The organism is Flavobacterium sp. 270, assembly GCF_004368785.1.
Taxonomy (GTDB): domain Bacteria; phylum Bacteroidota; class Bacteroidia; order Flavobacteriales; family Flavobacteriaceae; genus Flavobacterium.
The window spans coordinates 328,515-340,901 of the sequence record NZ_SODM01000005.1 but is presented as its reverse complement, the minus strand read 5'-3'; the positions used below and the strand labels follow the sequence as shown (position 1 = coordinate 340,901).

General features: G+C 32.2%; 15 protein-coding genes and 1 tRNA gene. 11 read left to right on the top strand and 5 right to left on the bottom strand.

All coding sequences use genetic code 11. The features are described from left to right. Window positions 1-133: 133 nt before the first annotated feature. Complete coding sequence (locus tag EV144_RS18850; protein WP_134150701.1) at window positions 134-862, bottom strand: DUF4290 domain-containing protein; 729 nt, start codon at window positions 860-862, stop codon at window positions 134-136. Between the two features lie 3 nt (window positions 863-865). After that, window positions 866-1,162, bottom strand: a complete 297-nt coding sequence (locus EV144_RS18845; RefSeq protein WP_134150700.1) for a DUF493 family protein — start codon at window positions 1,160-1,162, stop codon at window positions 866-868. A gap of 336 nt (window positions 1,163-1,498) precedes the next feature. On the opposite strand from EV144_RS18845, the gene EV144_RS18840 reads away from it, so the two are divergent. The 8 genes from EV144_RS18840 (at window position 1,499) to EV144_RS18805 (ending at window position 8,602) form a co-directional block, all read left to right on the top strand. Next, window positions 1,499-2,413, top strand: a complete 915-nt coding sequence (locus EV144_RS18840; RefSeq protein ID WP_134150699.1) for an alpha/beta hydrolase fold domain-containing protein — start codon at window positions 1,499-1,501, stop codon at window positions 2,411-2,413. 7 nt (window positions 2,414-2,420) lie between these two features. Continuing rightward, entirely contained in the window at window positions 2,421-2,894 is a 474-nt protein-coding gene (locus tag EV144_RS18835; RefSeq protein ID WP_134150698.1) for a hypothetical protein, read from the top strand. A 3-nt stretch (window positions 2,895-2,897) separates the two neighbouring features. Continuing rightward, a complete protein-coding gene (locus tag EV144_RS18830) occupies window positions 2,898-3,671 on the top strand; it encodes a hypothetical protein (RefSeq protein ID WP_134150697.1) in 774 nt (257 codons plus the stop codon). Between the two features lie 349 nt (window positions 3,672-4,020). After that, window positions 4,021-4,554 (top strand): AAA family ATPase, encoded by a 534-nt coding sequence (locus EV144_RS18825; protein ID WP_134150696.1) that lies wholly within the window; start codon window positions 4,021-4,023, stop codon window positions 4,552-4,554. Between the two features lie 63 nt (window positions 4,555-4,617). Continuing rightward, window positions 4,618-6,513 carry an ATP-dependent DNA helicase RecQ gene (locus EV144_RS18820; RefSeq protein WP_134150695.1) on the top strand — a complete coding sequence of 632 codons (1,896 nt, stop codon included), beginning with the start codon at window positions 4,618-4,620 and terminating at the stop codon, window positions 6,511-6,513. Further along, window positions 6,513-7,460, top strand: a complete 948-nt coding sequence (fmt, locus tag EV144_RS18815) for a methionyl-tRNA formyltransferase (protein WP_134150694.1) — start codon at window positions 6,513-6,515, stop codon at window positions 7,458-7,460. The genes EV144_RS18820 and fmt overlap by 1 nt, the downstream gene beginning before the upstream one ends. A 180-nt stretch (window positions 7,461-7,640) precedes the next feature. After that, complete coding sequence (locus tag EV144_RS18810) at window positions 7,641-7,913, top strand: HU family DNA-binding protein (protein ID WP_095952182.1); 273 nt, start codon at window positions 7,641-7,643, stop codon at window positions 7,911-7,913. Between the two features lie 128 nt (window positions 7,914-8,041). Beyond that, window positions 8,042-8,602: a YqgE/AlgH family protein gene (locus tag EV144_RS18805; RefSeq protein WP_134150693.1), complete on the top strand. Its 561-nt coding sequence runs from the start codon at window positions 8,042-8,044 to the stop codon at window positions 8,600-8,602. On the opposite strand, the gene EV144_RS18800 is transcribed toward EV144_RS18805, so the two are convergent. Further along, on the bottom strand, window positions 8,599-9,438 hold the full coding sequence (locus EV144_RS18800) for an aminotransferase class IV (protein ID WP_134150692.1): 840 nt from the start codon (window positions 9,436-9,438) through the stop codon (window positions 8,599-8,601). The two genes, EV144_RS18805 and EV144_RS18800, sit on opposite strands and share 4 nt — an antisense overlap. Window positions 9,439-9,493: 55 nt before the next feature. Next, window positions 9,494-9,886 carry an START-like domain-containing protein gene (locus EV144_RS18795; protein ID WP_134150691.1) on the bottom strand — a complete coding sequence of 131 codons (393 nt, stop codon included), beginning with the start codon at window positions 9,884-9,886 and terminating at the stop codon, window positions 9,494-9,496. 151 nt (window positions 9,887-10,037) lie between these two features. Here EV144_RS18795 and EV144_RS18790 point away from each other — a divergent pair. Both EV144_RS18790 and EV144_RS18785 read left to right on the top strand, forming a co-directional pair. Continuing rightward, a tRNA-Met gene (locus EV144_RS18790) sits at window positions 10,038-10,111 on the top strand. 204 nt (window positions 10,112-10,315) lie between these two features. Then, the gene (locus EV144_RS18785) at window positions 10,316-10,573 is read left to right on the top strand and encodes a hypothetical protein (RefSeq protein WP_134150690.1); all 258 of its coding nucleotides are present in this window, start codon (window positions 10,316-10,318) and stop codon (window positions 10,571-10,573) included. Window positions 10,574-10,607: 34 nt separating this feature from the next. Here EV144_RS18785 and EV144_RS18780 read toward each other — a convergent pair whose 3' ends face one another. Beyond that, window positions 10,608-11,627, bottom strand: a complete 1,020-nt coding sequence (locus EV144_RS18780) for a hypothetical protein (protein WP_134150689.1) — start codon at window positions 11,625-11,627, stop codon at window positions 10,608-10,610. A 200-nt stretch (window positions 11,628-11,827) separates the two neighbouring features. Here EV144_RS18780 and EV144_RS18775 point away from each other — a divergent pair, with 200 nt between their 5' ends. Further along, window positions 11,828-12,343 carry an RNA polymerase sigma factor gene (locus tag EV144_RS18775; protein WP_134150688.1) on the top strand — a complete coding sequence of 172 codons (516 nt, stop codon included), beginning with the start codon at window positions 11,828-11,830 and terminating at the stop codon, window positions 12,341-12,343. Window positions 12,344-12,387: the final 44 nt, after the last annotated feature.

The window sequence follows — 12,387 nt, the reverse complement described above, 5'->3', positions numbered from 1 at the left end:
TTAGCATCTTAGTCCCTTAGTATCTTAGTAACTTTATTAAACGTTCTTTTGATTATTATTTTAAGGTTCTGAGTTACTGAGGTTCTAAGGTTCTGAGCTAAAATCTTAGAAGCTTAGGCACTTAGCCTCTTTTTTATTTTTGATTATTATTTTTCTGAAAAGGTTTTGGTTTTCCGCCTTTATTATTGTTGTTATTCTTGTTGCTTTGAATTTTTGGCTGTCCGGCTGGCGAAATTTTATTCGACATACGCTTGTTGGTACGCATTAAATCTGTCGTGTTCAAAAGTTCTTCTGTACTTTGCAACAAGTTGATTTTTCCTCCAGACAATTCATATAAATGCTCAAAAATCACATCGTCTTTTACTGTGTCTTTGTTCCAGCTTAAATATGATTTTTTCATGTGATTAGCAATTACCAATACCAATGCATTTTTCATTTCGCCGTCTTCCCATTTATTGGCAACATCAATCATGTATTTGATATTGTTACCATAAAATCTATATTTCGGGAAGTTTTGCGGATAATGAAGTACATCTGGTTTCAATTGCAATACATCACGCGACGGAATTGGATACGGAGATTCTACATCTAATTTAAAATCAGACATAATAAACAACTGATCCCATAGTTTATGCTGAAAATCTGGCACATCACGCAAATGCGGATTCAGACTTCCCATAACTTGTATGATATATTTGGCTGCTTTGTTACGCGTTTCGGCGTCTTCAATAACAGTTGCCTGATCGATCAGTTTTTGCAAATGACGACCATATTCGGGAATAAGTAAACGCTGTCTTTCAGAATTATATTCTAAATTGAAAACAACATCATTCGCGATTTCTTTTTTATATTTTTCGTTCATAAGTTATAATGAAACTATACCTTCTATTGTAGATACTTCTTTGTATTTTGCGATTACATCATCGGCGCTGTGCATAGTTACATCTACAGAAACGCTGGTGAATTTACCTGTTTTAGATTTTGTGGTCTTAATTACTGCACCCATTCTGTCAAAAGCTTTTTCTACTCGCTCTACATTGTCAGCAACAGAAGGCACAATAAATTTATATAAATATTCTGCAGGCCAGGTATTTGAGTTATCCAACTCTACCTTTAATCTTTCGTAAAATTCGGCGGTGTTTTTTTCTTTATCGTTCTCCATTCGTAATTAAAAATAAACGCAAATATACGGTTTTGATTTCAGATTTTTGATTTTAGATTTTAGATTTTTTGCTCACGGAAATGTTCTTGTTTTTTGCCACGAATTTCACGAATTTCACTAATTAAATTTGATTTGAAATTTGTTACGTTTGGAATGCTTTTTCTAAATCCCTAAAAATTAAAATTCGCGAAAATTCGTGAAATTCGTGGCAAACTTTTATATTTGAGAAAACAACTAGCAGAAATTTGCTCGCAAAGTCGCGAAGTCGCAAAGTTTAAAAGGAAAACCTAAAAAACTTTGCGCCTCCGCGACTTTGCGAGATTAAAACATACACAAATGAAAAAAATCCTTTTACTACTTATCGCTTTAACTATAAATTCTATTCAGGCACAGGAAGTCAAAACAATGACTTACTTTCAGAATGACACACTCAAACTTGATTTAGATTTATACTTACCAAAAGTAAAAGCAGGAGAAAAAATTCCGTTGATTATGTTTGCTTTCGGTGGCGGATTCTCTGGCGGAGCACGCACAAGCGAGAAAGAATTCGGAATGTTTATGGCAAAAAACGGTTATGCGGTTGCCAGCATTTCGTACAGTTTGTATATGAAAGGAAAGGATTTTGGATGTAAAGGAACTTTAACCGAAAAGATAAAAGCGATTCAGATTGGCGTGAGCGACATGTGGCAGGCGACTTCTTATTTGATTGAAAATGCGAATAAATATAATATTGATGCTTCTAAAATCTTTATTTCCGGAATCAGCGCCGGTGCCGAAATTGGTTTTCAAGCTACGTATTGGGATTATAAACTGATGAATTTATACAAAAACAATCTTCCTGAAAACTTTAAATACAAAGGTTTTATTGGAAATTCGGGTGCTATTCAGGATATTAATTTGATTACGAAAGAAAATGTAATTCCGATGTTATTGGCACACGGAAATAATGACGATACGGTTCCTTACAATGCGGGTTCTCACCGCTCCTGCCCGACTAATGCTTCTGGCTGGCTGATTCTTTTTGGGTCTTATGCGGTTTACAATCATGTATTAGATTTACATAAAGATATTGAACTGATTACTTTCTGCGGTGGAGGACATGAATTCTCGGGTTATCTTTTTCATCAGGGACAGCAATATGTTTTAGATTTTACAAATGATGTTTTGAATGGTAAAAAGTTTGAATCGCATTTGATTATTCCTTCGGAGAAAAAAGGTAAGGATGCTGGGAAATATCCTTTTTGTGATTAAATTTTAAATGATGATAAGAAAGATATTCTATTTTCTTTTTACAATTTCAACTGTTATAATTTTATTAAACAGATACTCTGATTTAAGTATAAATAATGCATTCTTATATTGGATTTTAATCTTTATATCTTACGCCTCTTTTGTATTTATTTTGAATATAATTTTTAAAGAAAAATTCAAAAAAGCGTCTATAATTTTAATTATTTTCATTGCCTTTTCCACAATTACTTTATGTAAATTAACATATTTAAGCTTTTGGAAAACGCAATCAATTGAATATATAAACATTAAAAACAACAATCAGACAATTGACTTTCAAATGAGAGATTTAGGGGCATTGGGATTTAAAAGAAGGTTTATAAAAAAAACGAAACTCATTCCGGGAATTGATTGGTCAGAAGAAATTGATACTAATAAAGTTAATCGAGAAAAGTGGAAAAAAACCAATTTTAGCGTAAATGAATTACATCTTAAATATTAAATAATGAAAATACAAATCATAATATCATTAATATTTCTAGGATCATTTATCAATTGTAAAAATCAAAACATTGAAAAATCAAAAACTGAAAAAACCATAAAAATCTCAGCAGTAAATAATGATGATTATGGCGGAAGCATGAAATTTGAGTCTTATTCAGACAGCACTTATATTCTTACTATCACTAATAAAAGATATAATAATAAAACAGAAAAATTTAAAGGATCTTGCTATTTGAAGAATGATACTATTTATTTTAAACCAGTTAAGTTTAATTTTAATGAAAGTGAAAAAGCTGTAATTAAAAACAATTTCATTGAATTTGTAGACGGAAAATTTCCTTTAAAAATTGAAATTCAAAAGAATCTGTTTCAATCAAAAAGCAAATTAGATCTTAAAAAATATAGCGATTATACTTTTTTTACTTTTGATCCAAAATTCTACGGAATCTATTTTAATTATAAACCAAACAGTATAAAACAGTACGATTTAAATCAAAATGAGTTAGTTGAAGTTGATCGAATTTTAAGAAAATGTTTTTCTGAGAATAATTCCAGACTTAGAAGCGTAAATAAATATGTTAAACAATGTATTGTTATAATAAATGACAAACAAGAAAAAGAAATTTGGATTAGCTGTTATTGTAAAGATGATTTCAGCAATGAATATAAATACTCTTTAATTGACATGAGTGACGGCGGAAATTGCAATGTTCATGTAACTATCAATTTGACAAAACACAATTATTCAAATTTTACTACTGGAGGATTAGGTTAAGTAAGTATGAGTAATGTTACGTTTCCTGCAAGGTTTCCAAAACCTTGTAGGTTTATTTAAGCGTAATTACCATTTCTTTTGATTGAGAAAAATTATACCTACAAGGTTTTGGAAACCTTGCAGGAGGGCGAATCGCAAGAAATAAATCCAAAAACAAAACCATCTTTCCCGCTTTAACCCTGATTGAGGCGGTATCCTTTTTTGGACTCGTTTTTTGGGAACGAGACCAAAAAAGATATAGCCGAAAGCAGGAACGATGCTTCCAAAAATGCGAAATCATTCGTTTCTGATAAATATTCTTTTTAATTACGAATAAGTTTAGGTAAATTTGCGCTTTATTTTTCTAAAAGTGCAAAAAGAAATCATAGTTCTCATTGGTGGCCCGGGAACGGGAAAATCTACTCTAATTAACGAATTGGTGGCTCGTGGCTACTGCTGTTATCCTGAAATTTCACGTCAAGTTACGCTCGAAGCGCAAGAACGAGGCATCGATCAGTTATTTCTGGAAGAGCCTTTATTGTTTAGCGAAATGCTTTTGGAAGGACGCATTAAACAATATCACGATGCTCTTGAAGAACCTGACAATGTTGTTTTTATAGACCGAGGCATTCCTGATGTTGTGGCTTATATGGATTATATTGGTGACGAATATCCGGCGCATTTTACTAAAGCTTGTGAGGAAATTAAATATTCGAAGATTTTTATTTTACCGCCGTGGGAGGAAATTTACCAAAGCGACACGGAGCGCTATGAGAATTTTGAACAAGCAGTTACGATTCAGAAACACCTTGTTGAGACATATAAAAAATACGGTTACGATTTAATAGAAGTACCGAAAGATACTGTTGACAACAGAATTCTTTATATATTAGATAAAATTTAGCATTTGGTTTAAAGTTCTAAACTAGAAACTGATTTCTAAATTTTTAACTTTAAAACGAAAGCAATGCTTGAAGCGCAGGAAATTCTTTTAAAATACTGGAAACACGACAGCTTTAGACCGCTTCAGAAAGAAATTATTGATTCGGTTTTAGACGGTCAGGATACATTTGCGTTACTGCCAACCGGCGGTGGAAAATCGATTTGTTTTCAGGTTCCGGCGATGATGCAGGACGGAATTTGTCTGGTGATTTCGCCTTTGATCGCGCTGATGAAAGATCAGGTTGCAAATCTTCAAAAGAGGGATATTAAAGCTATTGCACTTACGGGTGGTATTCATACGGAAGAAATTATTGATCTTCTGGATAATTGCCAATACGGAAATTACAAGTTTTTATATCTTTCGCCAGAACGTTTACAATCAGATTGGATTCTGGAGCGCATTAAAAATCTTCCTATAAATTTAATTGCAATTGATGAAGCGCATTGTGTTTCGCAATGGGGACACGATTTTCGTCCGGCTTATTTGAAGATTTCTGAGCTTAAAAAATTCTTTCCTAAAATTCCTTTTTTGGCTTTGACGGCTACGGCAACGCCAAGAGTTATTGAAGATATTAAAACGGAATTGGAACTTAAAGATACCAAACTTTTTCAGCAGTCTTTTGCAAGAGAAAATATCGCGTATATGGTTTTTGAGGTCGAAGACAAATTATACCGTGTTGAACAAATTCTGAAGAAAAACCCACAGCCTTCTATTATATATGTCCGAAACAGAAAATCTTGTCTGAACATGTCAACGCAATTGCAGTCACTTGGTTTTAGGGCAACTTATTATCATGGCGGTCTTTCGGCAAAAGAAAAAGACAAAAATATGCAGTTGTGGATGTCGGAACAGGCGCAGGTTATCGTTGCCACGAATGCATTCGGAATGGGAATTGACAAGGACAATGTAAAAACGGTTATTCATACACAGCTTCCGGAAAACATTGAGAATTATTACCAGGAATCTGGACGTGCAGGAAGAAATGGCGGAAAATCTTTTGCTGTTTTATTAACCAGTCCATCCGACAGCGGACAAACGGAACAACAGTTTTTGAGTGTTTTGCCGGATAAAAAATTCCTAAAATCGGTTTATAATAAACTCTGTAACTATTTTCAGATTGCTTATGGCGAAGGTTTAGATGATTCTTTTTCTTTTAAAATGAATCATTTCTGCCAGAAATACGACTTCCCTACTCTTAAAACGTATAATGCTTTGCAGTTTTTGAATCAGCAGGGAATTATTACGATGTCTCAGGAATTTTCTGAAAATATTACGATGCAGTTTTTAATTGAATCGAAAGAAGTTATTCGATATATGAGCCTGAATCCCAATGACGAAGAAATTGTTTTGGCCATTTTGAGAACGTATCCAGGAATTTATGACATGAAGGTTCCTTTTAATTTACCTTTGATTGCCAAGAAATCGCATCATTCTGAAGCGCAAGTTTCTGCTGTTTTGGAAAAATTAAAGGAAAAAGAAATCATCGAATATAAATCTAAAAACAACGACGCTACTATATTATTTAATGAAGTTCGTGAAGACGATTTAACTATAAACAGGGTTGCGAAATATTTAGAAAAACAAAATCAGCTTAAGAAAGAACATTTAATGTCTGTTCTTCATTATATAAAAGAAAACAAAACCTGCAAGAATCGTTTGATTCTGGCTTATTTTGGCGAAGAAACAAATTCTAATTGTGGTGTTTGTTCGTATTGCATTACTCAAAAAGGAAAAATAACCGATGCCGATTCTATTGCAGATAAGATTTTATCTTTGCTAAAAAGCGCAGCATTAACTTCGAGAGAAATTCAGACCCAAATAAAAATGGATGCAAATGATATTATTCTAGTTCTTCAGGAATTATTAGAAAACAATCATATCATCATTCAATCAAATAATAAATACACTTTAAAATTATAATGGAAAAATTAAAAATCATATTTATGGGAACTCCAGAATTTGCTGTCGGCATTTTGGATACCATTATCAAAAACAATTATGATGTTGTCGGCGTTATTACGGCTGCAGATAAACCTGCGGGACGCGGACAAAAAATTAAATATTCGGCTGTAAAAGAATATGCTTTAGAAAATAACCTGACTTTATTACAACCAACAAATTTAAAAGATGAAGGTTTCCTGGCAGAATTAAAAGCGCTAAATGCTAATCTGCAAATTGTGGTAGCTTTTAGAATGTTACCAAAAGTAGTTTGGGAAATGCCAAGTTTAGGAACTTTTAATCTTCACGCTTCTTTACTGCCAAATTATCGCGGTGCGGCGCCAATAAACTGGGCTATTATTAATGGAGAAACCAAAACCGGTGTTACGACTTTCTTTATTGATGATAAAATTGATACCGGAGCAATGATCTTAAATTCGGAAATTGCGATTGAGCCAACCGAAAACGCAGGACAACTTCATGATCGATTAATGAATTTAGGAAGTGAAACCGTTATTGATACTTTAAAAGTTATTGAGAAAGGAAATGTTACAACAACAATTCAGGAAGACGATGCCGAAATAAAAACGGCTTACAAATTGAATAAGGAAAATTGCAAAATTGACTGGACAAAATCTGGCTACGAAATCAACAATTTGATTCGTGGTTTGAGTCCGTATCCTGCTTCCTGGTGCTTTTTGAAAGATAAAAATGAGGAACAAAGCATTAAAATATATGAGGCAAAATTGATTTTAGAGTCTCATTCTTATGAGATTGGAAACTTAATAAGCAGCAAAAAAGAAATCAAAATTGCTATTAAGAATGGTTTTATACAGCTGTTAAGTTTACAGCTTCCTGGGAAAAAACGCATGCAAACAGCAGAATTATTAAATGGAGTGAGTTTTTCTGAGGACGCAAAAGTCTATTAAGCTCAGTAAAACAGGGGTTTCTACTTGATTTTCATCGATGAACAACATCTGTTATGAACAAAAAAAGCAAGTTATCAACAATTTTTGCTAAAATTTCGGAAAAGACTTGCACGCAACGGATTTCCTACTAAATTTGTGTATTAACAATTTTTTTTAACCAACAATTAATAACTAATTATTATGAACAAATCAGAATTAATCGATGCTATCGCTGCTGATGCAGGAATTACAAAAGCTGCTGCGAAATTAGCTTTAGAGTCATTTTTAGGTAATGTAGGAACTACTTTGAAAAAAGGTGGAAGAGTTTCATTAGTAGGTTTTGGATCTTGGTCTGTTTCTGCTAGAGCTGCAAGAGACGGAAGAAACCCTCAAACAGGAAAAACTATCAAAATTGCTGCTAAAAATGTTGTAAAATTCAAAGCAGGAGCTGAATTAGAAGGTGCAGTGAACTAAGTAAGAAAGTTCTCTAAACTTATAATATAATTAAAACCTTCCTTATGGAAGGTTTTTTTATGCGGTTTAACGATTTTATTTGGGTTTTTAAAATTTTTATGATTAAATTTAATAAAAATTGTAGCCGTATGATTTCAGAAAAATTAAAAAAAGGACACCTGCTTATTGCCGAGCCTTCTATAATTGGAGATTTATCTTTTAATAGATCGGTAATTTTATTAGCAGATCATAACAAAGAAGGTTCTATAGGTTTTATCATTAATAAACCATTAAAATATACTATTAATGACTTAATACCTGAGATTCAAGCTTCTTTCAAAATATATAATGGAGGCCCTGTTGAACAAGACAACCTTTATTTCATTCACAATATTCCGGAGTTGATACCAAATAGTGTTGAGATTTCTAACGGAATTTATTGGGGTGGCGATTTTGAGTCTACCAAAGACTTAATAAACGACGGATCTATTGGCAAGAACAATATCCGTTTTTTCTTAGGGTATACGGGTTGGGACGAAAATCAGCTGGAGAATGAAATGCAGGGAAACTCCTGGATCATTGCTGATAATAATTACAAGAACAAAATTATCGGAAAATCGACAACTCATTTTTGGAAAGAGCAGATTATTGAGCTTGGAGGTGATTATCTCATTTGGTCAAATTCACCAGAGAATCCATATCTGAATTAATTTTCAGAAATGGATTCATTTAGTTTTTGAACTAACAAATGAGCAAGATTGCTTGTAAACTCTTTTTTCCGATATTTAGTTATCGGCTGTATTCCCATGATTATATTTGTTAGAAATAATTCGTCTGCTTTTTGAAGATCAAAAGGCGAAATTATTTCTTCTATCACTTCTATGCCTTCTACTTTTTTTGCCAATGCCAAAATTTGCTTGCGCATTACACCATTTACACAACCTTCTGAAACTGGCGGCGTAATTAGTTTTTTACCCACAACCATAAACAAATTTCCTTGTAATCCTTCTACAACATTTTTAGTGTCGTTTACTAATATACAGTTATTTAAGCCATTTTCGTGAGCAAAAATACTTCCTGTTACGTTTATTAATTTATTAGTGGTTTTAATAGACGATAATAATTGTTTGGTCACATAGAAATCTTTATACAAATCAACCTCGTATTGAGCCGTATTTATAGCGTAAGAGGTATTTTCTAATGGTGTAGCGTTAATTAAAAACGAAACTTCATTCGTTTTAGGCAGGTACAAACCTCCATCGTTTCTAAAAACAGTTATTCTTGCTCTTGCAGATGCTGTAATACTTTTTTCCTGAACTAGTTTTAAAACTTGTTCTTCGAAGTATTCCATTGTAAAGTTCATCGGAATTTCCATTCTAATGACGCGCATCGAAGCCATTAGTCTAAAATAATGATCTTCTAGAAATAAGATTTTATTATTGATAATCTTTAGTGTTTCAAAAACACCATCTCCGTACAGAAACGCACGATTTTGAGTTAATATATTATCGTCCTGCGCTGCTATGTTTCCGTTAAAATTAATCATAAAAAAAACCCTGAATTTTGTTCAGGGCAAATATAAGTTATAAAATAGACTTTTACTAAACAGAACCTATAAGATGTTTTAGGTCTGAGATTTGATTCTCCCACAATTGTTTAGCTTCACCTACTTCTTCTCTTTCTGCAAAATCGACTACCATTAATGATACATCTTTAGTCAACTCATCAACTAAAATATGAAGTTCAAAAAAGTATTCCGTATCCTTACTGCTTTCATCAACCCATTTAAACTTTACTTTTTCACCAGATTTTTTAGAAGCAAGACGTGCTTTTTCCTGCGAATCATTCCAAATAAATGTGAAGAATTCCCCTCTTGAATTTACATTGTCAGCAAACCATTCTGATAAACCTGACGGAGTTGATATATATTGATATAATAATTGCGGCGAAGAATTTATGGGAAACTCGATTTCGTAACGTATTTTTGGATCCATGTGCTACTTTTAATTTTTTCGAAATATAAGAATATATGTCCAAAAACAATGCGTTTTTAAAAATATTTTTTTTTCTTCATTTTATGCTTGTTCGCTTTAATATTATTTTTATATTTGCACCCGCAATCAGAGACAATTTGAGAGCAGTCTTGGCGAGGTAGCTCAGTTGGTTAGAGCGCAGGATTCATAACCCTGAGGTCACGGGTTCAACTCCCGTCCTCGCTACAAAAGGTAAACCCTTAAACAGTAAATGTTTAAGGGTTTTTTATTTGAAATAAATCATTAGTAGATACAGAATTAGCGTCGGAAATTCAAAATAAATAAAAGGCAATAATTAAAAACGTGTACCTTTAGCAAAGTCGAAGTAAATTGCATAGCATTGCTTTTTTTATTTTTTTACTTTTGCAAAATCAGTAATTTACATACAATATGGATATAGTAAAATTTAAAATCACATCAAAAACGATAAAAGTAGAAGTACGCAATTCGAATAATTATGTTTTTAATTTCAACACTGCATTAGAAATTGAAAAACAGGACAAAGATGTTTTATTAAAACTATACCATGCCTTAGACCTTCTTTTTAAGAAAGAAAATCCCATTGAGACAAAAAACTATATCGCGCCCAACCAAACTAATATATTAGATCAGATTTCTGCTGTTGACAATTTAGAAGAAGAGAAATAGATAAATTAATCTATTAAAAGTTAATCGGCAAGAATTATTGTTTTTCAAAATAAAGATAATTGGTGCTATTGCTTACATCGCGTAATCTTATTTGTGAGTTATTAAACTCAAACAATTTCCAATTATCATTTAGTTTGCTCAGTAATTCTGAACTGAAAGTTAATTTTAGTTCTCTTACGCCATTCTGTAATTTACTTTCCCATTGACCAGTTTCTGTTGTCGAGCCTTTTGTCGCAACTACCGAATAGTCATTTTTAAAAACAAACGAATAACCGCTATACGAACTAGTTTTTTCTGAACCAGAGAAAAAATAAGGTATTTTCCAGGAACCTTTTGTTATCGTGTTTACAAAATCTAATGTTACAATATTATTTTCCGGGCAATTATCAATAGCATATTTGATCGCATTTTCGAAATCTAAATTATTAGTTATTGATTTAGTTTGATAATTATAATCTGCAATTGAAATTGGATACTTTAAGGAAATGTATTCGGTGTCGCTCAGGTTTTTTATATAATTAAAAAATGCCTGATCGCTTATAATTGATTCTGAGCTTGCCATTTGGTTTGCTCTGTTGTAGCTGTTAATTGTAATAGGATAATTAATATTAAGTCCGTTGATTTTCGATAAAAGATCAGGATGCATATTCCAATAATCAATCAAAGTATTAAAATCTGCTTCGTCTGGAATATTTTTTTCGATGTAATTATAGTAAACCATTGTTACCGGAAAATCTATTTTTACTACATCATCATCGTTTGTATTTGCGTTGATATTATCTAATACTTTCTGATAATCGGCCGCCGTATTAATTGCAATGTTCGTATTATTAACTGTTACGGTGTACGGAAATTTTATGGTACAATAACTAGACCTGTCGATTACGTTATCCTGAACAGTTTTAACCATTGCAACTCTTTGCAAATAAGTCGTAAGAGGAGAAACATTGGTAACTGTTTCTTGTGTATTATAATCTTCTTCTCCCATTTCACTTTGACAAGAAAACAAGAATAAAAAAAGCACTATTGATAAATATTTTTTAAAAGGTAACATATTTATATTTTTACAAATGTAATAAAATTAAAGAAACTGTTTTTTAATAATTCGATACCAGGGGTTTCTGCTGTTTATTCTAATTCCCTAATTATCAGAAGAAAATAACACTTCTTACTTCTATAAAACAATCATCTCTACTTTTACCCTACTTAAACTAAAAACAAATACTTTTGCAACGTACAAACTGAAAAATCCAAATGTCAAATAAACCCCAGCCAGACACTTGTGATGAAATAATCTTTTCATCCTTTTTTAAAAGCCACATAAAAGCGCTTCGAAATTTTCTTTTTTACAAATATGGCAATATCAACCAGGCAGAAGATTTGGCACAAGACGCTTTTATAAAACTTTGGCAGAACTGCGCCTCTGTGCCGCTGGAAAAAGCGAAATCTTATATTTATACAATTGCCAATAATAGCAGTCTCAACGAAATTGCACATCAAAAAGTGGTTTTGAGATATGAAAAAGATTTCACGGGTTTAGATAAAACTAATGAAAATCCAGAATATATTTTGGAGGAAAAACAATTTCAGTCTAAACTTTTGAAAGCTATTGAAAATTTAAATGAAAAACAGCGCATCGCTTTTTTGATGCATCGCATTGACGGAAAAAAATACAGCGAAATTGCCACGGAATTAAATATCAGCGTAAAAGCCGTAGAAAAACGGATTCATTTGGCTTTATTAAGCTTACGTAAAGAAATTGATTTATAAAAGTAGGGTAAATTCACTTCCAATTGTTTTAATATATAATACAA